We start from the raw sequence: 26,455 nt of genomic DNA, 5'->3' as shown, positions 1-26,455 counted from the left end.
CGAGTCGGACCGTGGGGACGACCCCCGCTCTCCCCCCCGGCGGGGGTCGTCGCATGTCCGGATGGGTTTTCCGGGCCTCTCTCGACCTCATCTGATCGCCTGGCGCCTGTCGGCCGCCGTTTCGGCGATCTCTTCGCATGCCCAAGATCCGTAACTGTGTGTAGCCGTTGGACTGCTCTGCGGAAGTCTTCGGGATGTCACTGGTATGGGTGAAGGGGATATTCACAGCCCCCGTCTTGTCCACAGTTATTGACCAAGATCCACACGATATCCAGGGCCGCTGCACGCTGATTCCGCACGTTCCGCACGCGAAGTTCATGGCCGGATTGCTTTGGCCGACTCATCGCTGATGTGGAACGCGTCATTCAACGGGCTTGCAGTGAGAGGGGGCTGGGGATCGTGGCTGGAGTGATTACACGTGAAGGGCCGCCGCCGTCCGATGGACGGCAGGGCGGACCACTGATCGTGACGGAAGACGTGGACCTGCTGGACGACCTGTTGCGGCTGTGCGCCGCGGCAGGGGCGCGCCCAGAGGTGCAGCACGGCGTGCCGGAGCGCAGGGGCGGCTGGGACGCGGCGCCGCTCGTCCTGGTCGGGGACGACGCGGTGGACCGGGTGCGGGGAGCCGTGCGCAGGCGCGGGGTCGTGCTGGTCGGGCGGGATCAGGACGACTCCGGGGTCTGGCAGAAAGCGGTGGAGATCGGCGCCGATCACGTGCTGGTCCTGCCGGACGGCGAGCGCTGGCTGGTGGACCGCATCGCCGATGTCGCCGAGGGCGTAGGACGGCCCGCGCTCACGGTGGGGGTGATCGGCGGGAGCGGCGGAGCAGGCGCCTCGACGCTGGCGACCGCGCTGGCCGTCACGGCGGCCCGCGGCGGGCGGCGCACGATGCTCGTGGACGCCGACCCGCTCGGCGGCGGACTGGACGTGCTGCTCGGCGGTGAGACGGCCGACGGACTCCGCTGGCCCGCGTTCGCGCAGTCCAGGGGCCGGGTCGGCGGGGGCGCGCTCGAGGAATCGCTGCCCGAGCTGCACTCCCTGCGGGTCCTGAGCTGGGACCGGGGCGACACGGTGGTCGTTCCGCCCGAGGCCATGCGGGCGGTGATCGCCGCCGCCCGCAGGCGGGGCGGGGTGGTGGTCGTGGATCTGCCCCGCCGGGTGGACGAAGGAGTGGCCGAGGCCCTGGCGCAGGTGGATCTGGGGCTCCTGGTGGTGCCCGCGGAGCTGCGTGCGGTGGCGGGGGCTCGGCGGGTCGCGTCGGCGGTCGGGATGGTGCTTCGGGATCTGCGGGTCGTGGTCGGCGGGGGTGGCGCCGGTCGCACCGGGGGCGGACTCGACGGCCCCGGTGGGTTCGACGCGGAGGAGGTCGCACGACTGCTGGGGCTGCCACTCGTCGGTGAACTGCCACGTGAGCATGGCCTGTTGGCGTCGCTGGCCGGGGGAATGCCGCCGGGGGCCGTCGCGCGGGGGCCGCTGGCGCGGTTCTGTACGGCCTTCTGGGAGCGGGTTCCGGTCGATACCACCGGGGGCGGCTCATGAGCGCCGTCGTCGGGGCCAGGATGCTGGACGGGGTGCGCCAGTGGCTCGCGGAGAACGGGACAGAGCCGACCCCGGCCCGCGTCGCCGAGGCGCTGCGGGCCCAGGGCAGAGTGCTCGGCGACGCGGAAGTCCTCGGGGCGGCGACACAGCTGCGCTCGGAACTGGTGGGCGCCGGGCCCCTGGAGACACTGCTCGCGGACGACTCGGTGACCGATGTGCTCGTCTCCGCCCCCGACCGGGTGTGGGTGGACCGAGGCGGGGGCCTGGAGCTGACCGGGGTGTCCTTCGGGGACGCGGCGGCGGTCCGGCGGCTCGCACAGCGACTCGCTGCCGTGGCCGGACGGCGGCTCGACGACGCCAGGCCCTGGGTGGACGCACGGCTCCCGGACGGCACCCGCCTCCACGCGGTGCTGCCCCCGATCGCCGTCGGGTCGACCTGCCTCTCCTTGCGCGTCGTGCGCCCCCGGGCCTTCACCCTCGCGGAACTGACGGCGGCGGGGACGGTGCCGCCGGGCGGGGACAGGGTGCTGCGGGCACTGCTCGATGCGCGCCTCTCGTACTTGATCAGTGGCGGGACGGGCTCGGGCAAGACGACGCTCCTAAGCGCGCTCCTCGGACTCGTCGGGCCGGGCGAGCGGATCGTGCTCGCCGAGGATTCGGCGGAGCTGCGCCCCGATCACCCTCACGTGGTGCGCCTTGAGGCCAGGCCCGCGAACCAGGAGGGAGCCGGTCAGGTCGGCCTGGACGACCTCGTACGGCAGGCGCTGCGGATGCGGCCCGACCGGCTGGTCGTGGGCGAGGTGCGGGGCCCGGAGGTGGTCCATCTCCTGGCTGCTCTGAATACGGGACATGAAGGCGGCTGCGGCACGGTCCACGCCAACGCCGCGGGGGACGTGCCGGCCCGGCTGGAGGCGCTGGGGACGGCGGCGGGGCTCGACCGGGCGGCACTGCACAGCCAGTTGGCGGCCGCGCTGTCGGTGGTGCTCCATCTCGTACGGGACCGGGCGGGGCGGCGGCGGATCGCCGAGGTGCATGTCCTGGAGCGCGATGCGTTCGGCCTTGTGGTGACGGTGCCCGCGCTGCGGTGGGGCGAGAAGGAGTTTGTCCGTGAGCGGGGCTGGAAGCGGCTGGAGTCGCTTCTGACAGGCGGTGACGGGAGTGGTGGGGGATGAGTGCGACGGGGGTTGCGGCGGCCGTGTGTGCGGGGAGCGCGGCCTGGCTGGTGGTCGGGCGGGATCGAGGGCTGCGGCGGGCGCGGGCGGTGCTCGTGGGCGGTGGCGACGGCGTGCCGGGGGGTCCGGCGTGGCGGCGGGTGAGGGTCGCGGTCAGGGGTCGGTTGCGGCACGAGTGGTGGGCGCCGGCGGGCGGCGTGATGGTCGCCCTGCTCGGGGAGTCCGTGGTGCCGCTGATCCTGGGAGCGGCCGGGGTGCCCCTGATGCGGCGCGTGCGGCGGGGCAGGGAGGCGCGGCTCGAAGGGGAGCGAAGGGCCGCCGAAGTGATCGCGTTGTGCGGGTCCCTCGCGGGCGAGGTGCGGGCGGGGCGGCAGCCGGGAGAGGCGCTGAGGGCGGCGGCCGGTGGTGGCCTCGGGCTCGGTGAGGCGCGGGCCGGGGCGCTGGCGGCGGCGCGGTTCGGCGGGGATGTGCCGGGGGCCCTCGAGGAGGCGGCGCGGGAGCCGGGGGCGCAGGGGCTGCTGGGGCTCGCGGCGTGCTGGCGGGTGGCGGTGGACCGGGGCGCCGGGCTCGCGGCCGGGCTTGAGCGGCTGGAGGGCGCGCTGCGGGCGGAGCGGGATCAACGTGCGGATCTGCGGGCCCAGTTGGCGGGGGCGCGGTCGACGGCGGTGATGCTCGCGGGGCTTCCGGTCCTGGGGCTGCTCATGGGGAGCGCGCTCGGGGCGGCGCCGCTACGGGTGTTGCTGCATACGGGCGCGGGGCTCGGATGCCTGGTGGTGGGCGGGGTGTTGGAGGGCGCCGGCGTGTGGTGGGCGCTGCGGATCATGAAGGGGGCGGAGGAGCGATGAGTCACGTTGCCCGGGAGCTTGGGGTGGCCGTGTGGGGTGTGGCGGCCGTGCTGTGGCTGATGTCGGCGGTCCTTGCGGCGCGGCGTGAGCGGGTGGCGCGGGGGCGTGCGGGGGTCGTACTGGGGGTGGTGGAGCGGCCGCCGGGGGGCGTGCCGAGGCGGTGGTTCCGGTGGCGGGGCGCGGTGCGGGGGTGGCTGGCGGTGGCCGGGGCCGTGAGCGCCGGGTGGGTGCTGGTGGGCGGTGTTCCGGGGTGCCTGGTGGGGTTGGGTGCCGGGTACGGGGTGTGGCGTTGGTGGCGGGGGCGGGGTGCCGGAGGCGTCGTGGAGTTCGACGCCGTGGAGGCTGCTCGGCAACTCCCCTTGGCTGCAGACCTGTTGGCGGCCTGCGTGGCCGCCGGTGCGGGGCCTGTGGTGGCCGCGCAAGCGGTGGGCGATGCGCTGAAAGGGCCGGTCGGGGAGCGACTGGCGCAGGGGGCCGCGGAGGTGCGGCTCGGCGGTGAACCAGTCGAAGCCTGGCGGAGGTTGGGCGCGATACCGGGCGCGGGGCCGCTGGCCCGCCTGCTGGAGCGGGCGGGGGAGTCGGGTGCTCCGGCGGCGGACCCGGTGGCGCGTCTGGCCGCGGACTGCCGCGCGGAACGGAGTCGTACGGCTACGGCGGCGGCGCGCAGGGCCGGGGTCCTGATGACGGCGCCGGTGGGGCTGTGCTACTTGCCCGCGTTCATCGCGGTGGGGGTGCTGCCGGTGGTGATCGGCCTGGCGGGTGGGTTGTTGAGCGGCATCTGAGCTCGGCGGCCGAGTGGCTGGAACGGGGCTGCGCGAGGCGTGGCTGCCGTGTGACGTGAACGGACGGAAATTCCATGAGGGCTGAGATGTCGGGGGTTGAGATGTGGGGACAGCTGTGTGCGCGGGCGCCGAGGCGCAGGGCACGTGCGGTGCGGGGCGACGCGGGGATGGTCACTTCGGAGTACGCGATGGGTCTCGTCGCGGCGGTGGGATTCGCCGGACTGCTCTACAAGGTGGTGACGAGCGGGCAGGTCAGGGCGGCGTTGCAGGCGGTCGTGGAGAAGGCGCTCGATGTCCAGTTCTGACGTGACGTCCAGTTCTGGGCGGGCGGCAAGAGGCTGCAGGGGTGCCCGGGGCACCCGGGGCAGCCGGGGCCGCTGCGGGGATCAGGGGTTCGTGACGGCTGAGGCTGCCGTGGTGCTGCCCACGCTCGTGCTCTTCACGATGGCGCTGGTCTGGGCGCTGCTGACCGCGTCCGCGCAGATCCAGTGCGTGGACGCGGCGCGGGCCGGGGCGCGCGTGATGGCCCGGCAGGATCCGGAGAGCGCGGCCGTGGCGGCGGCTCGGCAGGCGGCGCCGCGTGGTGCGGCGGTGGCCGTGCGGCGGGACGGCGACCTGGTGCGGGTGGAGGTCGTGGCGGACTCGCCGGGGCCGCGAGCGCTTGGGCTCGGGCTGCGGCTGCGGTCGGAGGCGGTGGCGTTGGCGGAGGAGACGGTGGGGGTGGGCGCGTGAGAGGGCGGGCTGGTTTCCGGAGCGCCGGGGCCGCCTCCGACCGGGGAGCCGCCACGGTGTGGGTCGTGGTCGTGATGGCCGTGCTGTGCGTGATCTGCGGCGCGGTCCTCGCGATGGGGCAGGTGATCGTCACCCGCCATCGAGCGGGAGGCGCGGCCGACTTGGCGGCGCTGGCGGCAGCGGACCACTGGATGGAGGGGCGTTCCGGTGCGTGTGCGAGGGCGGGGCGGGTGGCCGAGGCCCAGGGGACGCGCATCGTGCGGTGCGCGGTGCACGGCGAGATCTCGGACGTCACCGCGGCGGCGGACTTCGGTCCGTTCGTGACGGAGGTCAGATCCCGGGCGGGCCCGGCGGGTCCGGTCGCTCCGGCGCCGCAGCCGGGGGCCGTGACGCACGCTGTGGCGCACGCCGGGTGGCGGGCGGACGCCCGACCCACACGGCCCACCCGACCCACACAGCTCACCCGATCCACACGCACCGCCAGAGCGCCGTCGGAGCTCACTGCGGCGTCGGCTGGGCGGAAGCCCGGGGCGAGGGCGCCGGGCCGGGCCGGTGGTGGATCCGGGGCTGTCGCAGCCGCCGGGTGCTGCCCCTCAGGGGTTGGGCGCGTCCTTCAGGAGGGTGGTGAGGAGGCGGACGGCGCCGCGCTTGTGCAGAGGGTCGTTGCCGTTGCCGCACTTCGGGGACTGGATGCAGGAGGGGCAGCCCGCCTCGCACTCGCACGAGGCGATGGCCTGGCGCGTGGCGGTCAGCCACTCGCGGGCCGTGTGGAAGGCCCGCTCGGCGAAGCCCGCCCCGCCCGGGTGGCCGTCATAGACGAAGACGGTCGGCAGGAGCGTGTCCGGGTGCAGCGGCACGGAGACGCCGCCGATGTCCCAGCGGTCGCAGGTCGCGAAGAGCGGCAGCATGCCGATGGAGGCGTGCTCGGCGGCGTGCAGCGCGCCGCCGAGGATCTCCGGATTGACGCGCGCGGCGTCCAGTTGATCCTCGGTGACCGTCCACCAGACCGCGCGGGTGCGCAGCGTGCGGGGCGGCAGGTCCAGCTTGGTCTCGCCGAGGACCTCGCCGGTGATGAGCCTGCGGCGCAGGAAGGAGACGACCTGGTTGGTGACCTCGACGGAGCCGTAGCAGAGCCGGCCGGAGCCCCAGGGGATCTCGGTGTCCGTCTCCAGGATGGAGATGGCCGTGGTGTCGCGGGCGGTCGTGGAGTACGGCGGTCCTGCCTCCTCGACCAGGGCGACCGAGTCCTCCAGGTCCAGACGGCGCACGAGATACGTACGGCCCTGGTGGAGATGGACCGCGCCCTCGTGGACGGCGGCGTGCGCGGCGGACGCGTCGACGGTGCCGAGCAGCCGGCCCGTGCCCTCCTCGACGATCTGGATGGGCTTCCCGCCCTCGCCGCGGATGTCGGTGAGATCGGCGGCCCGCTCCCTGCGGGTCCAGTGCCAGGCCTTCGTGCGGCGCCGCAGCAGCTTCGCGGCCTCCAGTTGCGGCAGCAGCTCCTCGGTGGTCGGCCCGAAGAGGGCCAAGTCGTCGTCCGTGAGCGGGAGTTCCGCAGCGGCCGCGCAGAGGTGGGGGGCGAGGACGTACGGATTGTCGGGGTCGAGGACGGTCGACTCCACCGGCTGCTGGAACAGCGCTTCGGGGTGGTGGACGAGATACGTGTCCAGCGGGTCGTCGCGGGCGACGAGGACGGCGAGAGCGCCCTGACCGGAGCGTCCGGCGCGGCCCGCCTGCTGCCAGAGCGAGGCGCGGGTCCCCGGATAGCCGGAGATGAGCACGGCGTCAAGGCCGGAGACGTCCACGCCGAGTTCGAGTGCGGTGGTGGCCGCGAGGCCGAGGAGTTCGCCGGAGTGCAGGGCCCGCTCCAGGGCGCGGCGCTCCTCGGGGAGATATCCGCCCCGGTAGGCGGCCACGCGGCGGGCGAGGGAGCGGTCGACCTCGGCGAGGCGTTCCTGGGCGATCACCGAGATCAGCTCGGCGCCGCGCCGGGAGCGTACGAAAGCGACCGAGCGGACGCCTTGGACGGCCAGGTCGGTCAGCAGGTCCGCCGTCTCGGCGGTCGCGGTGCGGCGGACGGGGGCGCCCTTCTCGCCGTGGAGTTCGGTGAGCGGCGGCTCCCAGAGGGCGAAGACGAGGTCGCCGCGGGGTGAGGCGTCGTCGGCGACCTCCTTCACCGGAAGCCCGATGAGGCGTTCCGCGGAGACGGCCGGCTCGGCGGAGGTGGCGGAGGCGAGGAGGAAGACGGGCTCGGAGCCGTAGCGCGCGCAGAGGCGGCGCAGGCGGCGCAGGACCTGGGCGACGTGGGAGCCGAAGACGCCGCGGTAGGTGTGGCACTCGTCGATGACGACGTAGCGCAGGGCGCGCAGGAAGGAGGACCAGCGGGGGTGGGAGGGGAGTATCCCGCGGTGCAGCATGTCGGGGTTGGTCAGGACGTAGTTGGCGTACTGACGTACCCATTCGCGTTCTTCGACGGGGGTGTCTCCGTCGTACACGGCGGGGCGGATCGCGTTGCCCAGGGGCGCCGCCAGTTCGCGTACGGCGCGGCGCTGGTCGGCGGCCAGGGCCTTCGTCGGGGCGAGGTACAGGGCGGTCGTGCCGCGGCCGTTCGGGGCCTCGGAGCCGTCGAGCAGGGCCGAGAGGACGGGGGTGAGGTAGGCCAGCGACTTTCCCGAGGCGGTTCCGGTGGCGACGATGACCGACTCGCCGTCCAGGGCGTGCTCGGCGGCGAGGGCCTGGTGGGCCCAGGGGTGTTCGATCCCGGCCGATTGCACCGCGGAGACGACTTCGGAACGGATGCGATCAGGCCAGACTGCATATCGGGCCTCGCGCGGGGGCAAGTGCTCCGTATGAGTGACGCGCGAAGCACGGCTCGGCCCCGCGGTGAGCCGGTCCAGGACCGTCCGTGGAGACGTGCGTACCGGGGCGCCCGTGGAGGGTCCGCCCGGGGGAGAAAAGTTGGCCATCGGCACCGAGTGTGTCACCGGCGGGATGGACAATGGTCCGAAGGCGTCGTGCACGCCTGCCGGTAAGTGATTGAATGCCATCGCGGCTGGCGATCCGAACTGGGGGCTCTGCCGAGGTGTCCCGAGGGATGACCGCTCGATAGCAAGGTGCTGGAGGATCCGTGGACCTGTCCCTGTCGACCCGTACCGTCGGCGATCGTACGGTCGTCGAGGTCGGTGGCGAAATCGATGTTTATACCGCGCCAAAGTTGCGCGAACAGTTGGTCGAGTTGGTGAACGACGGCAGTTTCCACCTGGTCGTCGACATGGAGGGCGTGGACTTCCTCGACTCCACCGGACTCGGCGTACTGGTCGGCGGCCTGAAGCGGGTGCGTGCCCATGAGGGCTCGCTGCGCCTGGTCTGTAACCAGGAGCGTATTTTGAAGATCTTCCGCATCACCGGCCTGACCAAGGTGTTCCCCATTCACACCTCGGTCGAGGAAGCGGTCGCGGCCACCGACTGAGAGCCGGAAGTCCCGGGTCGGCTGCTTGTCCGGCCCGGGGGTGGCAGTACAGCAGGGGACCGGGCCCTCGGCCCGGCCCCCTGACAGCACGCGCGTATGTCCGAGGGGGATGCATGGCCACCGTTGAACTCCGCTTCAGCGCGCTGCCCGAGCACGTCAGGACCGCCCGCCTTGTGGCGGCGGCAGTGGCGCGCAGGGCCGGAGTGGACGAGGCCGTCCTCGACGAGGTCAGGCTCGCCGTCGGTGAGGCCTGCACGCGTGCCGTCGGACTGCACCAGAGCAACGGCGTCGCGGCGCCGGTGCGGGTCGCCCTGATCGAGGACGAGAAGCAGTTCTCCATCGAGGTCGGCGACGAGGCCCCCCACGCGACGTCCGGTGACCGGGAACCCGGCTCGGGGCCCGACGGGGCCGACGAACTGGAGGCCGAGGGCGAGGACGAGATGGGTCTCGCCGTCATCAGCGGGCTCGTGGACGACGTGGAGGTCACCGCGGGCGAGGGCGGCGGTCTCATCCGGATGACGTGGCCGACCACCCCGGCGCCGCTTCTCTGATCAGGCGGGCCCGGTTTCCCCGGGCGGCCGTACCAAGGTCTTGCTCCCGTACTTGGGAGCAGGGCCTTTTTTCGTTTTCTGGATCATTGCCCCAGTCAATTGCCTCAGGACTGCCGACGTCGTCAACGGTTTTGAGGCATTACCGCTTTCGGGGTCAATCTGCGGTCGCGATCATTTGCTGGGAAGCAATCTCGAGCCAATTCCGTTTGCGGCACTCTGTTTTGATCAGGTTCCGCTCCCTACAATCCGTCCACATCTTGAGCTCACCCCAGGCGTCAAGGAGGACGAATGGCGGGGCTTTCTACCCCTCATCAGTTTGACCACCCCACAACCTTCGCAGCCGCAGTACTGACCGACGACAACCGCCTCATCGTGATGGTCATCGCGGCCGTCGCGGTCGCGGCCCTCGCGGTCGCCTGGGTGCTGGTACGCCAGGTGCTCGCGGCCACCGAGGGCACCGACAGCATGAAGAAGATCGCGAAGGCGATCCAGGAGGGCGCCAATGCCTACCTCGGCAGGCAGTTGCGCACTCTCGGTGTTTTCGCCGTCGTGGTGTTCTTCCTGCTCATGCTGCTGCCCGCAGACGACTGGAATCAGCGTGCCGGCCGATCGATCTTCTTCTTGATCGGTGCGGTGTTCTCGGCGACCACCGGCTATATCGGCATGTGGCTCGCCGTACGCAGCAATGTTCGTGTGGCGGCAGCCGCACGAGAGGCCACGCCCGCGGAAGGTGAACCCGAAAAGGATCTCACCGCCGTTTCGCACAAGGCCATGAAGATCGCTTTCCGCACGGGCGGCGTCGTCGGCATGTTCACGGTGGGGCTCGGCCTTCTGGGCGCCTCCTGCGTGGTGCTCGTCTACGCGGCCGACGCGCCGAAGGTCCTCGAAGGTTTCGGCCTCGGGGCGGCGCTGATCGCGATGTTCATGCGTGTGGGCGGCGGCATCTTCACCAAGGCCGCCGACGTCGGCGCCGACCTGGTCGGCAAGGTCGAGCAGGGCATTCCGGAGGACGACCCGAGGAATGCCGCGACCATCGCGGACAACGTGGGCGACAACGTCGGCGACTGCGCGGGAATGGCCGCCGACCTCTTCGAGTCCTACGCGGTGACCCTGGTCGCCGCGCTGATCCTCGGCAAGGTCGCCTTCGGCGACTCCGGACTCGCCTTCCCGCTGATCGTTCCGGCGATCGGCGTCGTGACGGCGATGATCGGCATCTTCGCGGTGGCGCCACGGCGCTCCGACCGCAGCGGCATGACCGCCATCAACCGCGGATTCTTCATCTCCGCGTTCATCTCGCTGGTGCTCGTGGCCGCGGCGGTCTTCGTCTATCTGCCCTCGTCGTATGCCGACCTGGACGGAGTCACGGACGCCGCGATCGCGGCTCATGACGGCGATCCGCGAGTTCTCGCGGTCGTCGCCGTCGCGATCGGCATCGTCATGGCCGCGCTGATCCAGCAGCTCACCGGGTACTTCACGGAGACCAACCGGCGTCCGGTGAAGGACATCGGCAAGACCTCGCTCACCGGTCCGGCCACCGTCGTCCTGGCGGGAATCTCGCTCGGTCTCGAATCGGCCGTCTACACCTCGCTCCTGATCGGGCTCGGCGTGTACGGGGCGTTCCTGCTCGGCGGTACGTCGATCATGCTCGCCCTGTTCGCGGTGGCCCTCGCCGGGACCGGCCTGCTCACCACGGTCGGCGTGATCGTCGCCATGGACACCTTCGGTCCGGTCTCCGACAACGCGCAGGGCATCGCCGAGATGTCCGGCGACGTCGAGGGCGCCGGCGCGCAGGTCCTCACCGACCTGGACGCCGTCGGCAACACCACCAAGGCCATCACCAAGGGCATCGCCATCGCCACGGCCGTCCTCGCGGCCGCCGCGCTCTTCGGCTCGTATCGCGACGCCATCGCGACCGCGGCCAAAGACGTCGGCGAGAAAATGGGCGACGGCGCCCCGATGAACCTCGTGATGGACATCTCACAGCCCAACAACCTGGTCGGTCTGATCCTGGGCGCCGCGGTCGTCTTCCTCTTCTCGGGGCTCGCGATCAACGCGGTGTCGAGGTCGGCGGGGGCCGTGGTCTACGAGGTGCGGCGGCAGTTCCGCGAGCACCCCGGGATCATGGACTACTCCGAGGAACCGGAGTACGGACGCGTCGTCGACATCTGCACCAAGGACGCGCTGCGCGAGCTGGCCACGCCGGGTCTGCTCGCCGTGCTCACGCCGATCGCGGTCGGCTTCTCGCTCGGTGTCGGCGCGCTCGGCTCGTTCCTGGCGGGCGCGATCGGCACGGGCACGCTGATGGCGGTCTTCCTCGCCAACTCGGGCGGCGCCTGGGACAACGCGAAGAAGCTCGTCGAGGACGGCCACCACGGCGGCAAGGGCAGTGAGGCCCACGCCGCGGTGGTCATCGGCGACACCGTCGGTGACCCGTTCAAGGACACCGCGGGGCCGGCGATCAATCCGCTCCTGAAGGTGATGAACCTGGTGGCGCTGCTCATCGCGCCCGCGGTCGTCCAGTTCAGCTACGGGGACGACGCGAGCGCGGGGGTGCGGGCAGTGATCGCCGTGCTCTCGATCCTGGTCATCATCGGCGCGGTGTACGTCTCCAAGAGGCGGGGCATCGCCGTGGGCGACGCGGAGGAAGGTGGTGCGGAGCGGGTGAACAACTCGGCTGACCCGGCTGTGGTTTCGTAACACCGGGTCAGACTCTGCCCAACACGAGGGCGGGCGGCGCGTTTTGACGCGGCGTCCGCCTTTCGTGCGTCCGGTGAATGTCTCGTGAGCCTTCTCTCGCGCCCTCTGCTTGGTGCAAATGGCTTCAATGGGGGTGGTATCGGACCCCCGGCATGCGGTTGTAGCCCAGTTGGCGTGTAAGTTCCGGGGCCGAGAGCCATGGAAGGGACCAATCCGGTGAACAAGAAGCTTGCAGCCGCACTGTCCGGCGGTGCGGTACTGGTACTGGCGCTGTCGGGCTGCAGCGACGACGGCAACGAGAAGCTGGACTCCTGGGCCAAGGACGTCTGTGACTCGGTCCAGCCGCAGTCGAAGAAGATCGCCGCGGCCAACGCGGCGATCCAGAAGGAGACCTCGGACAACAGCTCGCCGGAGGACGTCCAGAAGACCGACTCCAAGGCGTTCCAGGACATGTCCGACGCCTACAAGGCGATGGGCGCCGCGGTGAAGAAGGCGGGCGCCCCGCCGGTCGACGGTGGGCAGAAGAAGACCGACGACGCGGTCAAGGAACTGAACGCCATCTCCAAGTCGTACGGCGACCTGAAGAAGAAGGTCGACGGCCTGGACACCAAGAACCAGGCGGACTTCGCGGACGGCCTCAAGTCCGTCGCGGGAGAGCTGGACAAGCTCAGCAAGAGCGGTAACGAGGCGCTCGAGAAGCTTCAGGAGGGTGAGGTGGGCAAGGCGATGGGCAAGCAGGACAGCTGCAAGTCGGCCAGCGCTACGCCTTCCGCCGCCTAAGGGTTGCCCCTCTTCTTGTCCGCTGCCCCGGAGCCTTGGGAACGATCCCCCGGCGTCGGGGCAGCGGCGTATTCATCTGCACCCGGCGGCTTCGGGCCCTGCCCACCCGTTCCGCCCTGCGGAACGATCGCCCACAGCGGTGGATACAAGCGGATGCGGGTCACAATGAAGGAGTGAGTATCGCTAGCGCCCCCCTGCCCTCGTCCGATCGTGCCGACGTCTCCGCCCAGTTGCGGGAAGCCCTGTTGGCGGTCGACTTCACCGCTGACGGGCTGCTGGAGCTGCTCGGGGCGCCTGCCTACACGGCGCTCGCGCGCAGCGAGACCGTGCCCGCGCTGCGGGCCACCCGCGGCGATGGGCCGCTGGAGACGCTCGTTCGGCTCTTCCTGCTGCAGCGTTCCGTGCCGCACCCGCGCGTGGCGGCCGTTCTGCCGGTCGGCCCTCTCCTGGAGGGCGGTTGGCTGACCGCGGCGGACGGTGAGGGTGCGCTGCGGGCGACGGTGGACGTGCGGCCGTATGGAGGGCCGGGAGGCGAGGACTGGTTCATCGTCTCGGACCTGGGGTGCGCGGTCGGCGGTGCCGGGGGCATCGGCAGCCATGACGAAGGGGTCGTACTCGGTGTCGGCGGGGCCTCGACGACGCTCGCCGGACTCACGGTGCGTACGCCTGTGGCCAGCGCTCTCGACCTCGGCACCGGCTCCGGGATCCAGGCGTTGCACGCCGCGCACCACGCGACCCGCGTGACGGCGACCGACCTCAACCCCCGGGCGCTGCACATCACGCGGCTCACCCTGGCGCTGTCGGGCGCCCCCGAGGCGGACCTGCGGGAGGGCTCACTCTTCGAACCCGTGGGCGATGAGACGTACGACCTGATCGTGTCCAATCCGCCCTTCGTGATCTCTCCCGGGGCTCGGCTCACCTACCGCGACGGCGGAATGGGCGGGGACGATCTGTGCCGGTCGCTCGTTCAGCAGGCGGGGGAGCGGTTGAACGAAGGGGGGTATGCGCACTTCCTCGCCAACTGGCAGCACGTGGACGGGGAGGAGTGGACCGAGCGGCTCCGATCCTGGGTGCCGCGCGGGTGCGACGCGTGGATCGTGCAGCGTGAGGTGCAGGACGTCACGCAGTACGCCGAGCTGTGGCTGCGGGACGCAGGGGATCACCGCACGGACCCCGAGGAGTACGCGGCGCGGTACGACGCGTGGCTCGACGAGTTCGAGGCCCGCAAGACGCGCGCGGTCGGGTTCGGGTGGATCACGCTGCGCAAGGCTGTCGGGGGAACTGGCGCCGCCGAGCCGTCCGTGACCGTCGAGGAGTGGCCGCACCCGGTCGAGCAGCCGCTGGGCGAGACGGTGCGGGAGCACTTCGCGCGGCTGGACTTCCTGCGGTCGCACGACGACGCCGCGCTGCTCGCGGGGCACTTCAAGCTCGCGGACGAGGTCGTTCAGGAGCAGGTCGGCCTGCCAGGCGCCGAGGACCCGGAGCATGTCGTGCTGCGCCAGCACCGCGGGATGCGGCGGGCCACCAAGGTGGACACGGTGGGCGCGGGCTTCGCCGGTGTGTGCGACGGGACGCTGAGCGCCGGGCGGATCCTCGACGCCATCGCCCAACTGGTCGGGGAGGACCCCGTATTGCTGCGGGACCGCACGCCCGCGCAGATCCGCCTCCTCGTCGAGCAGGGCTTCCTGGAGCCCGTCGGCGCCTGAGCGGTGCACCACCCGAAACCACGCGAGCTCGGGAGCGAAGGAGTGCGGAGGCGGGCCGTTGGCGGTACGCGTACGGCGTGTCTCGTACGGATCGCGGGAATCGGTCCCCCGTTGTGCGTGGGATGGGTGGACGTCGGCGACCGCTGGACGTACATCGAGAAGGCGGACCGTGCGAGTCGGCACCGCGGCGATCGGATCCGGTCGTTTTGGGCCGGACGCCGACCGGTGGAAGGGACCGGGCGCCCTCCGTTCACCCGGGGTTCGCGCCCCGGCTTCCCGGGCGTGCAAGTTTCCCGAAGCAGGGAACTCGGTACGGGGAGGCAAGGCCATGGAGAGTGGACCAGCGATCTTCGCGGGAACGGTGTTCGCGCTGTTCGGAGCGGGGCTGCTGCTGTGGACCGGGGCGAGGGTGGCGCACCGCTCGCCGGTCGCCGACGGTGTGAGCCCCGTCGCATCGGCGACGCTCGCGGCGCTCGCCGGATCAGGGGCGCTGGTGCTCGCCGTGTGGTGTTTCACTCGGTTGTGACCGGAAGTGGTCGGTGGCCACCGGGCGCGTACGGGCCGTAGGCCCGGCGCCGGTGCCGGGCGGTGGTGAACCGGGTGGTGAACCAGGTGGTGAAAGGGCAGGTCGCCACTCCGGGCGGCAGGAATGGCGGTAGTCGGGTTACCGTTCGAGTGGCCGTTGTGGGCTTTTCCCGTTTGACACGGGGGCGGGATGTACCGTCACACTCCGCAGCGTCAGCGCAACTAAAGCGCACCGAGCGAGGCCACGCTGCACGGCCCCGAAGCCACGCAGCACGGCCACCGAGTACCGACCGGAGAGAAGAGCGAAGTTGTCCCCGACCAGCGAGACCGCAAAGGGCGGCCGCCGACTCGTCATCGTCGAGTCGCCTGCCAAGGCGAAGACGATCAAGGGTTACCTCGGCCCCGGCTACGTAGTCGAGGCGAGCGTCGGGCACATCCGCGACCTCCCCAACGGCGCCGCGGAGGTACCCGACAAGTACACCGGCGAGGTGCGCCGCCTCGGCGTGGACGTCGAGAACGACTTCGAGCCCATCTATGTCGTCAACTCCGACAAGAAGGCGCAGGTCAAGAAGCTCAAGGACCTGCTGAAGGACTCCGACGAACTCTTCCTCGCCACCGATGAGGACCGCGAGGGCGAAGCCATCGCGTGGCACCTCCTCGAGGTCCTGAAGCCCAAGGTCCCGGTCAAGCGGATGGTGTTCCACGAGATCACCAAGGCCGCTATCCAGGGCGCCGTCGCCAACCCGCGCGAGCTCAACAAGCGCATGGTCGACGCCCAGGAGACCCGCCGCATCCTCGACCGTCTGTACGGATACGAGGTCTCGCCGGTCCTGTGGAAGAAGGTCATGCCGCGCCTGTCGGCGGGCCGTGTCCAGTCCGTGGCGACCCGCCTCGTCGTCGAGCGGGAGCGCGAGCGCATCGCCTTCCGCTCCGCCGAGTACTGGGACCTGACGGGCACCTTCGGCACCGGCCGCGCCGGTGACGCCTCCGACCCCTCGCAGCTGGTCGCGCGCCTCACCACGGTCGACGGCAAGCGCATCGCGCAGGGCCGCGACTTCAACTCGGTCGGCCAGCTCAAGTCCGACACGCTCCACCTGGACGAGGCCAACGCGCGCTCGCTCGCCTCGGCCCTGGAGAGCACCCGGTTCGCGGTCCGCTCCGTCGAGTCCAAGCCCTACCGCCGCTCTCCGTACGCGCCGTTCCGTACGACGACGATGCAGCAGGAGGCCAGCCGCAAGCTGGGCTTCGGCGCGAAGGCCACGATGCAGGTGGCCCAGAAGCTGTACGAGAACGGCTTCATCACCTACATGCGTACGGACTCCACGACGCTGTCCGACACGGCGGTCACCGCCGCTCGCGCGCAGGTCACGCAGCTGTACGGCAGCGACTACCTGCCGGACAAGCCCCGTACGTACGCCGGGAAGGTCAAGAACGCGCAGGAGGCGCACGAGGCGATCCGCCCCTCAGGTGATCGTTTCCGTACGCCCGCCGAGACCGGCCTGACCGGCGACCAGTTCCGGCTCTACGAGCTGATCTGGAAGCGGACCGTCGCCTCCCAGATGAAGGACGCGGTCGGCAACTCCGTCACGGTGAAGATCGGTGGCACGGCTGCCGACGGCCGCGACGCCGAGTTCAGCGCGTCCGGCAAGACCATCACCTTCCACGGCTTCATGAAGGCGTACGTCGAGGGCGCGGACGACCCGAATGCCGAGCTCGACGACCGCGAGCGCAGGCTCCCGCAGGTCAGCGAGGGTGACGCGCTGTCCGCCGACGAGATCACGGTCGACGGCCACGCGACCAAGCCGCCGGCCCGCTACACCGAGGCCTCGCTGGTCAAGGAGCTCGAGGAGCGCGAGATCGGCCGCCCGTCGACGTACGCGTCGATCCTCGGCACGATCCTCGACCGCGGCTACGTCTTCAAGAAGGGCACGGCTCTGGTGCCCTCCTTCTTGTCCTTCGCCGTGGTCAACCTCCTGGAGACGCACTTCGGGCGGCTCGTCGACTACGACTTCACCGCACGCATGGAGGACGACCTCGACCGCATCGCGCGGGGCGAGGCGCAGGCCGTGCCGTGGCTGAAGCGCTTCTACTTCGGCGAGGGCGACGACGCGGGCGCCGCGTCCAACGCGGGCAACGGCGACGGCGACCACCTCAGCGGGCTCAAGGAGCTGGTGACCGACCTGGGCGCGATCGACGCCCGGGAGATCTCCTCCTTCCCCGTCGGCGACGGCATCGTGCTGCGCGTCGGCCGCTACGGCCCGTACATCGAGCGCGGCGAGAAGGACGCGGAGGGCCACCAGCGCGCCGACGTGCCCGACGACCTGCCGCCGGACGAGCTGACCGTCGAGTACGCCGAGGAGCTGCTCGCCAAGCCGAGCGGTGACTTCGCGCTCGGCACCGACCCCACGTCGGGTCACGAGATCATCGCCAAGGACGGCCGCTACGGCCCGTACGTCACCGAGGTGCTCCCCGAGGGCACCCCGAAGACCGGCAAGAACGCGGTCAAGCCGCGGACGGCCTCGCTCTTCAAGTCCATGTCGCTCGACACGGTGACGCTCGAGGACGCCCTGAAGCTGATGTCCCTGCCGCGTGTGGTCGGGACGGACGCCGAGGGCGTGGAGATCACCGCGCAGAACGGCCGGTACGGCCCGTACCTGAAGAAGGGCACGGACTCGCGGTCCATCGAGACCGAGGAGCAGCTCTTCAACATCACGTTGGAAGAGGCCCTCGCGATCTACGCCCAGCCCAAGCAGCGCGGGCGGGCCGCCGCCAAGCCGCCACTGAAGGAGCTCGGCGAGGACCCGGTCAGCGGAAAGCCGGTCGTCGTCAAGGACGGCCGCTTCGGGGCGTACGTCACGGACGGCGAGACGAACGCGACGCTGCGGGCTTCCGACAGCGTCGAGGACATCACCGCCGAGCGTGGCTACGAACTGCTCGAGGAGAAGCGGGCGAAGGGCCCGGCCAAGAAGACCGCCAAGAAGGCGGCCAAGAAGGCTCCCGCCAAGAAGACCGCGGCCAAGAAGACGGCTGCCAAGAAAACGGCCGCCAAGAAGACGACGGCCGCAAAGAAGACCACTACGAAGACGGCCGCTGCCAAGAAGACCGCCGCCGAGTAGCCGAGCAGCAGCGGCACAGGTCGTTTCGTACGGCGCTGTGAATGTGTGAACCGAAGGGGCGCCCGTTTGTTCGGGCGCCCCTTCGGTGTGTCACACCGTCCAGATAGGCTGGACGGATGACGCGTGCCGAGCAGCCACCGGTCGGAAACCCGGCCCCCGACGACGCCCTGGTCGCAGATTCCCGAGAGCGTGCTGTCCGCGCCTTGCTGCGCGTACCGCAGTTGAAGCGGCTCTGGAGCGCCCAGCTCGTCGGCGGTGTCGGTGATGCCCTCGCGCTCCTCGTCCTGGTGGTGCTCGCGCTGCAAGCGGCCATCGCCGAGGCGGCGTTCGGGGGCGGTTATCGAGGGGTCGCGTTCGCGGTCACCGCTGTCTTCGGGGCACGCGTTCTCGCGACGCTGCTCTTCGGTGCGGTGCTCCTGGGGCCGCTGAGCTCGCTCACGTCACCGGATGGGCCGCTCGACCGGCGCTGGACGATGGTCGTGGCGGACGGCCTGCGGGCCGCGCTGCTGATCGTCGCGCCGCTGTGGATCGACTGGACGCCGGACAACGCCCTGGCGATGCTGCTCGTCACCGCGTTCGTGATCGGTGTCGCCGAGCGCTTCTGGACGGTCTGCCGGGAGAGCGCGGCGCCCGCGCTGCTGCCCGCGCCGCCCCTGGAGGGCGCGACGGTGCGGCCGCTTCCGGACCACATGGACGCGCTGCGGCGACTGTCGCTGCGTACGGGATTCGTGGCGCTGCCCATCGCGGCCGCCGCGCTCGTCGCCATCACGCTGGTGGGGAACCTCCTGGGCGCCGGGCTCGACTGGTTCGAGGTGCACCAGGCGGGGCTCGGCTCGTTCGTCGCCGCGGGGCTCTTCGCGGCCTCGCTGTCGATCGTCTACTTCCTCGAACTTCCCGCCACACAGACGCCACGCGCGCGTAGCCCGCTCGAAGGGCTGCGCAGGCCGCGCACCGGCAGCGGCGCCGACAAGGGCCGCACCGGCGCGATCCCGCTGCTCGTCGCCGCCTGCGCCGCGATCGCCGGGGCCGTCGCGGCCTCCGTGGCGGTCGCCGTGCTGCACGCCAAGGACCTGGACGGCGGGCCCGTCACGTACGGCCTGATCGTCCTCGCGCTGACCGGCGGTGCCGCCGTCGGCATCCGTACCGCGCCCTCCCTGCTGCCCACGCTCCCGCGCCGCAGGCTGCTCGCGCTCGCGATCGCCCTCACCGGTGTCGCACTGCTCGCCGCGGGCCTCGTGCCCGACCTGACGACCGTGCTGCTGCTTCTGCTGCTCACCGGAGTGGCCGCGGGCATCGCCGCGCATACCGGGCACGCGCTGCTCGACCAGGAGGTCGAGGACTACCGCAGGGCACGCACGACGGAGCATCTCCAGGCGGTCGTACGCCTCTTCGTGGCGCTCGGCGCGCTCATCGCCCCCGTGGTCGCCGCGGCGATCGGGCCGCACCGCTTCGTCAACGGCAAGTTCGTGTTCGACCACGGAGGCGCCGCCTTCACGCTGATGCTCCTGGGCGCGCTGCTCCTGCCGGTGGCCGCGCTGGTGCTCGCCAAGATCGACGACCGGCAGGGCGTGCCGCTGCGGCACGACCTGCGGGACGCGCTGCGCGGCGGCGACGACCCCGTGCAGGGGATCGCGGCCACGGGCTTCTTCATCGCCCTGGAGGGCGGCGACGGAGCGGGCAAGTCGACGCAGGCCGAGGCGCTCGCCGAGTGGATCAGGGCCAAGGGCCACGAGGTCGTCGTGACGCGCGAGCCGGGCGCCACGCCGGTCGGCAAGCGGCTGCGGTCGATCCTGCTCGACGTGTCGTCGGCCGGTCTCTCGCACCGCGCAGAGGCTCTTCTGTACGCCGCCGACCGCGCCGAGCACGTCGACACGGTCGTACGTCCCGCCCTTGAGCGGGGCGCGGTCGTCATCTCCGACCGGTACATCGACTCGTCCGTGGCCTACCAGGGTGCGGGGCGCGATCTGTCGCCGACGGAGATCGCCCGTATCTCGCGCTGGGCGACGGCCGGGCTCGTACCGAACCTGACGGTGCTGCTCGACGTCTCCCCGGAAGCCGCCCGCGAGCGGTTCACCGAGGCTCCCGACCGTCTCGAATCGGAGCCGGCCGAGTTCCACACGCGCGTGCGGTCCGGTTTCCTGACGCTCGCCGCCGCCGACCCGGGGCGCTATCTGGTGATCGACGCCTCTCAGGAGCCGGAGGCGGTCACGACCGTGGCCCGGCACCGGCTCGACCTGATGCTGCCGCTCTCCGAGGCCGAGGTGAAGGCGCAGGAGGAGGCCCGCAAGGCCGCCGAGGAAGAGGCACGCCGCAAGGCCGAGGAAGAGGCCGCGCGCAAGGCCGAGGAGGAGCGGCTCGAGCGCGAGCGCCAGGAGCAGCTCGCCAAGCTCCTCGCCGAGGAGGAGGAGCGCGCCCGCCGCGAGCTGGAGGAGGCGCAGCGCCGCGAGGCCGAGCGCCAGGCGGAGGAGGCCAGGCAGCGCGCCGAGGAGGCGAAGCGCAAGGCCGAGGAGGAGCAGGCACGCCTGCTCGCCGAGGAGAAGGTGCGGGCGGCCGAGGAGGCGCGGCGCCGCCGGGAGGCGGAGGAAGAGGCGCGGCTTCGGGCCGAGGCCGAGGCGCGGCGGGTCGAGAAGCAGCGCAAGGCCGAGGAGGCGTTGCTGCGGGCCGAGGAGGCGCGGCGGTTGGCTGCGGCTTCGGCGGCGGCTGCGGCTGCTGCTTCGACCGCTACGACGGCTTCGACTCCGACTGTGGCTCCCACTCCGACGAAGCCCGCGGCTCCGACTGCGGCCAAGCCTGCCGCTCCCGCCAAGCCTGCCGCTCCTGCTCCCGCTCCGTCCGATGAGCCTTCGGATGCCGTGCCGGACAACGAGACGACGGTGCCCACGCCCATCGTGAAGCCCGGTGCTCCGGCGCCGGGTGCGGCCGACGAGACCGCGGTGCTTCCGCCGGTGCGGGACGCGTACGGTTCGGAGGAGACCGAGGTACTGCCGCAGCCGCCGGTGCCGGGGGCCGCGGACGAGACCGCGGTACTGCCTCCGGTACGGGAGGACAAGGTGCCGCCCGGGTACTTCCGGGACGAGCGGCCCGCCCCCTCGCCGGACGGTGGGAACGACCGGACCCGTGAGCTGCCCCAGGTCGACGAGCAGGGAGCTCCTCGGCAGCGGCCGCGCTCCGACTGGGCGGAGGAGACCCCGCTGGACGATCTGCCGTCCCTGGCCGATGAGTTGCTGGGGGATCCGGACGACGACGCGGACGGCCGCGGGCGCGGCCGGGGCAGGGGCCGGGGTCGGAACGGGCGCTGAGCTTCGGCCTCGCTGAGCGGGCGGTCCGCGTTGTCAGTGGCGTGCTCCACAATAAATTCGACGGCGCGATGCGCGACGTGCGATCCATGACGTGCGATCCATGAAGTGCGATGCGTGACGCAAGGTGCAAGAGCAGGGCGGAGGCGGTGACCGATGACCGTATGGGACGACCTGGTGGGCCAGGAGCGGGTGAGCGAGCAGCTCGGTGCCGCCGCTAGGGACGCCGACGCGCTGGTCACCGCCGTGGCCACGGGCGCTCCGCGGCCCGAGGCGTCGAAGATGACGCACGCCTGGCTGTTCACCGGACCGCCCGGCTCCGGGCGGTCCACCGCCGCCCGCGCCTTCGCCGCCGCGCTCCAGTGCACCAGCCCGGACCGCGCACTCGGCGGCGCCCCCGGCTGCGGCTTCTGCGACGGGTGCCACACGAGCCTGGTCGGCACGCACGCCGACGTCGAAGTGGTGCGTACGGACCTGCTGTCCATCGGCGTCAAGGAGACCCGCGAGCTGGTCAGGCGGGCCCAGTTGTCGCCCGCGGGCGGCCGCTGGCAGGTCATCGTCCTGGAGGACGCGGACCGCCTCACCGAGGGCGCGGGAAACGTCCTGCTGAAGGCCGTCGAAGAGCCCGCTCCCCGCACCGTATGGCTGCTCTGCGCGCCCTCGCTGGAGGACGTGCTGCCCACGATCCGCTCCCGCTGCCGCCATCTGACGCTGCGTACGCCCCCGGTGGACGCCGTCGCGGACGTACTCATCCGGCGTGACGGCATCGAGCCCGACGTCGCCGCTGCCGCCGCGCGCGCCACCCAGGGACACATCGGCCGCGCCCGCCGCCTCGCGACCGACCCGCGGGCACGCGAGCGCCGTGCCGCCGTGCTCAAGCTGCCGATGCGCGTGGAGGACATCGGCGGCTGCCTCAAGGCCGCGCAGGAGCTGATCGACACGGCCGGCGATGACGCGAAGCAGGTCGCCGAGGAGGTCGACGTCAAGGAGACCGACGACCTGAAGGCGGCGCTCGGCGCGGAGAAGGGCGGCCGGATGCCGCGCGGCACGGCGGGCGTCATGAAGGACCTGGAGGACCGCCAGAAGCGCCGCAGGACCCGTACCCAGCGCGACAGCCTGGACCTCGCGCTCATCGAGCTGACCGGTGTCTACCGAGACGTGCTCACCCTGCAGCTCGGCTCCCGCGTGGCACTGGCGAACACGGAGGTGCTCGACATGCTGGAGCGCCTGGCGCGCGGCACCTCGCCCGAGTCCACGCTGCGCCGCATCGAGGCGATCGGCGCCTGCCGCACCGCACTGGAGCGCAATGTGGCGCCGCTGCTCGCGGTGGAGGCGATGACGGTGGCGCTGCGGGCGGGTTGAATCAGGAGCCCGTCCCAGCAGCTGAGGGTTGAAGGGTGATGGGTGAGGAGTGACGGGTGAGGAGTGACGGTTGACGGAGTCACCCGTATGAGCACGATGCGTTACGGCTTCAACGCATAGCGTTAGTCTCGCGTGATGCGCATCAGAGGACTCCGCACCCCCGCGACCGTGTTCTTGGCCGCCGGGCTGCTCATTTCCGGCTGCTCGGCCGGGAGCTCGACGGCGGACGCGTCCATGGCCGCGCTGCCCCGCGCCACTCCGCAGGAGCTGTCCCCGTACTACGGACAGAAGCTGAGTTGGCGCGAGTGCGGCGTCCCCGGCTTCGAGTGCTCCACGATGAAGGCGCCGCTGGACTACGCGAAGCCGGACGGCGAGGCCATCAAGCTCGCCGTCTCCCGGAAGAAGGCCACTGGCCCCGGCAAGCGCCTGGGCTCGCTCCTGGTCAACCCGGGCGGACCCGGCGGCTCGGCGATCGGCTACCTCCAGTCGTACGCGGCGCTCGGGTACCCCGAAGAGGTCCGCGCCCAGTACGACATGGTCGCGGTCGACCCGCGCGGGGTGGCCCGAAGTGAGCCGGTCAGCTGCCTCGACGGCAAGCAGATGGACGCGTACACGCAGACGGACATCACCCCGGACGACGAGCGCGAGACGGCCCAACTGTCGGTCTCCTTCAAGAAGTTCGCGGCGGGCTGCGGGAAGCAGTCCGGTGCGGTGCTCCCGCACGTCTCCACGGTCGAGGCGGCCCGCGACATGGACGTCCTGCGCGCGGCGCTCGGCGACGAGAAGCTGAGCTACGTGGGCGCTTCGTACGGCACGTTCCTGGGAGCGACGTACGCCGGGCTCTACCCCGATCGCGCCGGGCGCCTCGTCCTGGACGGCGCGATGGACCCGTCGCTGCCGGCTCGCCGCATGAACCGCGATCAGACGGCGGGCTTCGAGACGGCGTTCCGGTCGTTCGCGAAGGACTGCGTGGCCAGGAAGGACTGCCCTCTGGGTACGCAGGACGAGGCGGACGCGAGCAAGCGCCTCAAGTCCCTCTTCGCCGACCTGGACCGCACGCCGCTCCCGACCGGCGATCCCGACGGCCGCAAGCTCGGCGAGGCGCTCGCCACGACGGGCGTGATCGCCGCGATGTACGACGAGGCGGCCTGGCCCCAGCTGCGCGCGGCGCTGTCGTCCGCGACGAAGGAGAAGGACGGCGCGGGCCTCCTCTCCCTCTCGGACAGCTATTACGAGCGTGACGGCGACGGGACGTACGCGAACCTCATGTTCGCCAACGCCGCCGTGAACTGCCTGGACCTGCCTCCGGCCTTCGCCACGGCGGACGACGTCAAGAAGTCGCTCCCGGACTTCGAGAAGGCCTCACCGGTCTTCGGCGAGGGCTTGGCCTGGGCCTCGCTGAACTGCGCGTACTGGCCCGTGAAGGCGACGGGCGAGCCGCACCGCATCGAGGCGGACGGCGCGGCTCCGATCGTGGTGGTCGGCACGACCCGCGACCCGGCGACCCCCTACCGCTGGGCCGAGGCCCTGGCCGACCAGCTCTCCTCCGGCAAGCTGCTCACGTACGAGGGTGATGGGCACACGGCGTACGGGCGGGGCAGCAAGTGCGTGGACTCGGCGATCAACGACTACTTGCTGGACGGTAAGGCCCCGGACGACGGAAAGCGCTGCTCGCAGGGGTGATGCGGTCGCCGGGGCTAGGTCCACCGGGGGTGTGCGGAGCACCCCCGGAAACTGTGTAGACTTGGCTCCGCTGCTGATCGCACCATAGGTGCGGGACGCGTGCCGCCTTAGCTCAGATGGCCAGAGCAACGCACTCGTAATGCGTAGGTCTCGGGTTCGAATCCCGAAGGCGGCTCTGTAGAAGCCTCAGGACTCACTCGCCGTGACCTGGGGCTTTTGCTTTTTTCGGGGGTGGGCGGGGCGGGGTTGGGGGAGTCCGGGTTTTTGCCCGCCTGCCTGGTCCGGCCGCCTGGCCCAGCGGCCTGTCCCGGCCGCCTGTCCCGGCCCGGTCCGGCCGTGCGATCCCCCCGTCCGCACGGACGGACACAGGTCCGGGCACGGTGTTCAGTTTGGACCATCGGGGGCCCGGCCGGTTTGGACCATCGGGGGCCCGGCCGGGCGTCGATTGGAAGATGTTTCTAGAAAATTGGTCTAGAACTGACGGGTTCCGCATGTGCCCTACGCTGGTGGCACCATGAGCCCCAAGCAGCAACGCGGTGAAGAGACCGCCGATCGACTCCTGGATGCCGCGCTCCAGGTGTACGCCGACTCCGGAGAGCAGGGCGTTACCGTCGGGGCGCTCACGAGGGCCAGTGGTGTCAGTCTCGGCAGTCTCTACCACCACTTCGGCAGCGTCGACGGCCTCATGAATGCCCTGCTGATGCGGTGGCTCGGACGTCTCCTCGCCGAGTTGGCCGCGTCCGTGGAGCGTTCTCGTACGGCTCGGACCGGTGTTCGTGCTCTGGTGCAGGCCTATCTGAAGTTCATCGAGGAGAATCCGGACGCCGCCCGGCTCCTGCACTCCTCTTACGCCGACCGGCTCGGGATGGCTCAGGCCAGACGCCTCCGTGACGCGCAGGAGGCGAGGCTGTCGCCGATGACCGACTGGATGCAGCGGCACGTCGATTCGGGTGAGGTCGCTCCGTTGCCGATGGCCCTGATCGAGGGGTTGGTCCTGGGGCCCGTCGTCGCGACCGCGCGGCGCTGGCTCGCCGGCTACGACGACGTCGATCTCGATCAGGCCGGGCGGGTGTTGCCGGAGAGGATCTGGCGGTCGCTCGTTCCTTGACGTGTTGAGTGAGGCGTTGCGTGCGTTCCTCGAGGCGTTGCGTGATGTGTCGCTTGGTCGGGTCAGTGGCGTAGTGCCTTGCCGATCTCTGCCTTGGGGGTGCCGGACAGGGATCTGTTGCTGCGGGCCGTGCCGGACTTCGACTGGTCGGGTTCTACGTCGGTGATGTTCAGGACCGCCGTGTCCAAGAGGTTGCCGTCCTTGTCGCGGAAGTTGACGGAGACGGTGTAGTCCGCCTTCTTGTCCGTGGTGTTGCGGGCCGTGATGTCGGTTGTCATCGGACTTGGTGGGGCCTTCGACCTTCACGTCGCCCTTCGCGTCGATGCCGCCCTTCACTTCGGCCATCTTGGAGGCGGCTGCCTCCGTGGCGGACGCGACGGCCTCGCCTGCCTTGGCTGTCGCGGAGGCGGCCCTGTCCTTCGCCTTGTCCACGTCGCTCTCCGAGCAGGCGGTGGTGGTCAGGGCCAGCAGGGCTGTCGTGGCTGCGGCTGTGGCGATGCGGGTTGCGCGGGGGGCCTGGGTGCGGTTCATGCGGACCACCTTCGGGGTGGTCGGCCCTCGGCGCGAGGTGGGACGGCCGTATGGGGTGCGGTGCCGCGGGGCCGGCCCGGTGGGGGAATCCCGCTGCTGCGCCCCGCACGAGGATGCGAGGATGCCGCGATGAGTGATGCCTACGTTCGTTATGAGTCGCCCGTGCGTCATCCGCGGGGGCATTTCCCCGGAGTGTTCTTTCTCGTCAACGGGCTTGCCAAGGAAGGGAAGTTGACGTCTGAGCAGGAGCGGTTCCGGCGGGCCAACAATGACTGGTACGACGCCGCGTATCCGACCCCGTCGAAGGTCGACCCCAGTGTCTACGACCCGGAAGTGACGCCCGGCGCCGTCGCCTGGTTCAAGGTTTCCGCCGCGCATCTCATCGAGCGCGTACCCGGCTATCTGGAGATCCTGGACGCGCACGGCATCGCGTGCCGGGAGGTGCGGTCATCGGATCCGGGGCGGGTCGTCTACGAGGATGACTTCCAGGTTGTGGTCGTGCCGCACCAGGCCTAGGCCGCCGGGAGTTATGAGGATCCTGTCAGGGCGGTGTCCGGGTTC

General features: G+C 71.2%; 20 protein-coding genes, 1 tRNA gene and 1 pseudogene. 20 read left to right on the top strand and 2 right to left on the bottom strand.

All coding sequences use genetic code 11. The features are described 5' to 3' along the window. The first annotated feature begins 399 nt into the window (after positions 1-399). The 7 genes and pseudogenes from ssd to AC5P1C_RS03355 form a co-directional block, all read left to right on the top strand. Positions 400-1,539 (top strand): septum site-determining protein Ssd, encoded by a 1,140-nt coding sequence (ssd, locus tag AC5P1C_RS03385; protein ID WP_493864139.1) that lies wholly within the window; start codon positions 400-402, stop codon positions 1,537-1,539. Continuing rightward, positions 1,536-2,711 (top strand): TadA family conjugal transfer-associated ATPase, encoded by a 1,176-nt coding sequence (locus AC5P1C_RS03380; protein ID WP_493864138.1) that lies wholly within the window; start codon positions 1,536-1,538, stop codon positions 2,709-2,711. The genes ssd and AC5P1C_RS03380 overlap by 4 nt, the downstream gene beginning before the upstream one ends. Continuing rightward, a complete protein-coding gene (locus AC5P1C_RS03375) occupies positions 2,708-3,556 on the top strand; it encodes a type II secretion system F family protein (RefSeq protein WP_493864137.1) in 849 nt (282 codons plus the stop codon). Before AC5P1C_RS03380 ends, AC5P1C_RS03375 begins: the two co-directional genes overlap by 4 nt. Further along, positions 3,553-4,338, top strand: coding sequence for a type II secretion system F family protein (locus tag AC5P1C_RS03370; RefSeq protein ID WP_493864136.1), 786 nt, complete (start codon positions 3,553-3,555; stop codon positions 4,336-4,338). Before AC5P1C_RS03375 ends, AC5P1C_RS03370 begins: the two co-directional genes overlap by 4 nt. An 86-nt stretch (positions 4,339-4,424) precedes the next feature. Next, positions 4,425-4,643: a DUF4244 domain-containing protein gene (locus AC5P1C_RS03365; protein ID WP_493864515.1), complete on the top strand. Its 219-nt coding sequence runs from the start codon at positions 4,425-4,427 to the stop codon at positions 4,641-4,643. Beyond that, positions 4,630-5,070, top strand: coding sequence for a TadE family type IV pilus minor pilin (locus AC5P1C_RS03360; RefSeq protein WP_493864135.1), 441 nt, complete (start codon positions 4,630-4,632; stop codon positions 5,068-5,070). Before AC5P1C_RS03365 ends, AC5P1C_RS03360 begins: the two co-directional genes overlap by 14 nt. After that, positions 5,067-5,408, top strand: a pseudogene (locus AC5P1C_RS03355) (Rv3654c family TadE-like protein); the annotation flags it as partial. The gene AC5P1C_RS03360 and the pseudogene AC5P1C_RS03355, both read left to right, overlap by 4 nt. A 255-nt stretch (positions 5,409-5,663) precedes the next feature. Here the strand turns inward: AC5P1C_RS03355 and AC5P1C_RS03350 are convergent. Further along, a complete protein-coding gene (locus AC5P1C_RS03350; protein WP_493864134.1) occupies positions 5,664-8,117 on the bottom strand; it encodes a DEAD/DEAH box helicase in 2,454 nt (817 codons plus the stop codon). Positions 8,118-8,197: 80 nt separating this feature from the next. Between AC5P1C_RS03350 and bldG the strand changes: the two genes are divergently transcribed. The 12 genes from bldG (at position 8,198) to AC5P1C_RS03290 (ending at position 25,363) form a co-directional block, all read left to right on the top strand. Then, entirely contained in the window at positions 8,198-8,539 is a 342-nt protein-coding gene (gene bldG, locus AC5P1C_RS03345) for an anti-sigma factor antagonist BldG (protein ID WP_003975386.1), read from the top strand. A gap of 113 nt (positions 8,540-8,652) precedes the next feature. Continuing rightward, complete coding sequence (locus AC5P1C_RS03340) at positions 8,653-9,090, top strand: ATP-binding protein (protein ID WP_493864133.1); 438 nt, start codon at positions 8,653-8,655, stop codon at positions 9,088-9,090. Positions 9,091-9,378: 288 nt separating this feature from the next. Next, a complete protein-coding gene (locus AC5P1C_RS03335) occupies positions 9,379-11,787 on the top strand; it encodes a sodium-translocating pyrophosphatase (protein ID WP_493864132.1) in 2,409 nt (802 codons plus the stop codon). Positions 11,788-11,985: 198 nt separating this feature from the next. Further along, positions 11,986-12,567 (top strand): small secreted protein, encoded by a 582-nt coding sequence (locus tag AC5P1C_RS03330; protein WP_493864131.1) that lies wholly within the window; start codon positions 11,986-11,988, stop codon positions 12,565-12,567. A gap of 173 nt (positions 12,568-12,740) precedes the next feature. Further along, the gene (locus tag AC5P1C_RS03325) at positions 12,741-14,273 is read left to right on the top strand and encodes a DUF7059 domain-containing protein (RefSeq protein ID WP_493864130.1); all 1,533 of its coding nucleotides are present in this window, start codon (positions 12,741-12,743) and stop codon (positions 14,271-14,273) included. A gap of 328 nt (positions 14,274-14,601) precedes the next feature. Then, positions 14,602-14,799: a hypothetical protein gene (locus AC5P1C_RS03320; RefSeq protein WP_493864129.1), complete on the top strand. Its 198-nt coding sequence runs from the start codon at positions 14,602-14,604 to the stop codon at positions 14,797-14,799. A 307-nt stretch (positions 14,800-15,106) separates the two neighbouring features. Beyond that, positions 15,107-17,914 (top strand): type I DNA topoisomerase, encoded by a 2,808-nt coding sequence (gene topA, locus AC5P1C_RS03315; RefSeq protein WP_493864128.1) that lies wholly within the window; start codon positions 15,107-15,109, stop codon positions 17,912-17,914. A gap of 116 nt (positions 17,915-18,030) precedes the next feature. After that, entirely contained in the window at positions 18,031-21,213 is a 3,183-nt protein-coding gene (gene tmk / locus AC5P1C_RS03310) for a dTMP kinase (protein ID WP_493864127.1), read from the top strand. A gap of 153 nt (positions 21,214-21,366) precedes the next feature. Beyond that, complete coding sequence (locus AC5P1C_RS03305; protein ID WP_493864126.1) at positions 21,367-22,572, top strand: DNA polymerase III subunit delta'; 1,206 nt, start codon at positions 21,367-21,369, stop codon at positions 22,570-22,572. 135 nt (positions 22,573-22,707) lie between these two features. Then, positions 22,708-24,255, top strand: coding sequence for an alpha/beta hydrolase (locus tag AC5P1C_RS03300; RefSeq protein WP_493864125.1), 1,548 nt, complete (start codon positions 22,708-22,710; stop codon positions 24,253-24,255). A 101-nt stretch (positions 24,256-24,356) separates the two neighbouring features. Further along, positions 24,357-24,430, top strand: a tRNA-Thr gene (locus tag AC5P1C_RS03295). Positions 24,431-24,769: 339 nt separating this feature from the next. Next, positions 24,770-25,363, top strand: coding sequence for a TetR/AcrR family transcriptional regulator (locus AC5P1C_RS03290; protein ID WP_493864124.1), 594 nt, complete (start codon positions 24,770-24,772; stop codon positions 25,361-25,363). A 62-nt stretch (positions 25,364-25,425) separates the two neighbouring features. Here AC5P1C_RS03290 and AC5P1C_RS03285 read toward each other — a convergent pair whose 3' ends face one another. Further along, positions 25,426-25,641 (bottom strand): FxLYD domain-containing protein, encoded by a 216-nt coding sequence (locus AC5P1C_RS03285; RefSeq protein ID WP_493864123.1) that lies wholly within the window; start codon positions 25,639-25,641, stop codon positions 25,426-25,428. Between the two features lie 382 nt (positions 25,642-26,023). Between AC5P1C_RS03285 and AC5P1C_RS03280 the strand changes: the two genes are divergently transcribed. Beyond that, complete coding sequence (locus tag AC5P1C_RS03280) at positions 26,024-26,410, top strand: hypothetical protein (RefSeq protein WP_493864122.1); 387 nt, start codon at positions 26,024-26,026, stop codon at positions 26,408-26,410. The last annotated feature ends 45 nt before the right edge of the window (positions 26,411-26,455 follow it).

The sequence above is a fragment of the Streptomyces sp. A18 genome, from assembly GCF_059026065.1.
This window is presented reverse-complemented; position numbering and strand designations above follow the sequence as displayed.

Excerpts from the sequence above, each read along its gene's own strand:
- AC5P1C_RS03380 (WP_493864138.1), top strand. The coding sequence starts at position 1,536 with ATGAGCGCCGTCGTCGGGGCCAGGATGCTGGACGGGGTGCGCCAGTGG.
- AC5P1C_RS03375 (WP_493864137.1), top strand. The coding sequence starts at position 2,708 with ATGAGTGCGACGGGGGTTGCGGCGGCCGTGTGTGCGGGGAGCGCGGCC.
- AC5P1C_RS03370 (WP_493864136.1), top strand. The coding sequence starts at position 3,553 with ATGAGTCACGTTGCCCGGGAGCTTGGGGTGGCCGTGTGGGGTGTGGCG.
- AC5P1C_RS03365 (WP_493864515.1), top strand. The coding sequence starts at position 4,425 with ATGTCGGGGGTTGAGATGTGGGGACAGCTGTGTGCGCGGGCGCCGAGG.
- AC5P1C_RS03360 (WP_493864135.1), top strand. The coding sequence starts at position 4,630 with ATGTCCAGTTCTGACGTGACGTCCAGTTCTGGGCGGGCGGCAAGAGGC.
- AC5P1C_RS03350 (WP_493864134.1), bottom strand. The coding sequence starts at position 8,117 with ATGGCATTCAATCACTTACCGGCAGGCGTGCACGACGCCTTCGGACCA.
- AC5P1C_RS03340 (WP_493864133.1), top strand. The coding sequence starts at position 8,653 with ATGGCCACCGTTGAACTCCGCTTCAGCGCGCTGCCCGAGCACGTCAGG.
- AC5P1C_RS03335 (WP_493864132.1), top strand. The coding sequence starts at position 9,379 with ATGGCGGGGCTTTCTACCCCTCATCAGTTTGACCACCCCACAACCTTC.
- AC5P1C_RS03330 (WP_493864131.1), top strand. The coding sequence starts at position 11,986 with ATGGAAGGGACCAATCCGGTGAACAAGAAGCTTGCAGCCGCACTGTCC.
- AC5P1C_RS03320 (WP_493864129.1), top strand. The coding sequence starts at position 14,602 with ATGGAGAGTGGACCAGCGATCTTCGCGGGAACGGTGTTCGCGCTGTTC.
- tmk (WP_493864127.1), top strand. The coding sequence starts at position 18,031 with ATGACGCGTGCCGAGCAGCCACCGGTCGGAAACCCGGCCCCCGACGAC.
- AC5P1C_RS03305 (WP_493864126.1), top strand. The coding sequence starts at position 21,367 with ATGACCGTATGGGACGACCTGGTGGGCCAGGAGCGGGTGAGCGAGCAG.
- AC5P1C_RS03300 (WP_493864125.1), top strand. The coding sequence starts at position 22,708 with ATGCGCATCAGAGGACTCCGCACCCCCGCGACCGTGTTCTTGGCCGCC.
- AC5P1C_RS03290 (WP_493864124.1), top strand. The coding sequence starts at position 24,770 with ATGAGCCCCAAGCAGCAACGCGGTGAAGAGACCGCCGATCGACTCCTG.
- AC5P1C_RS03285 (WP_493864123.1), bottom strand. The coding sequence starts at position 25,641 with ATGACAACCGACATCACGGCCCGCAACACCACGGACAAGAAGGCGGAC.
- AC5P1C_RS03280 (WP_493864122.1), top strand. The coding sequence starts at position 26,024 with ATGAGTGATGCCTACGTTCGTTATGAGTCGCCCGTGCGTCATCCGCGG.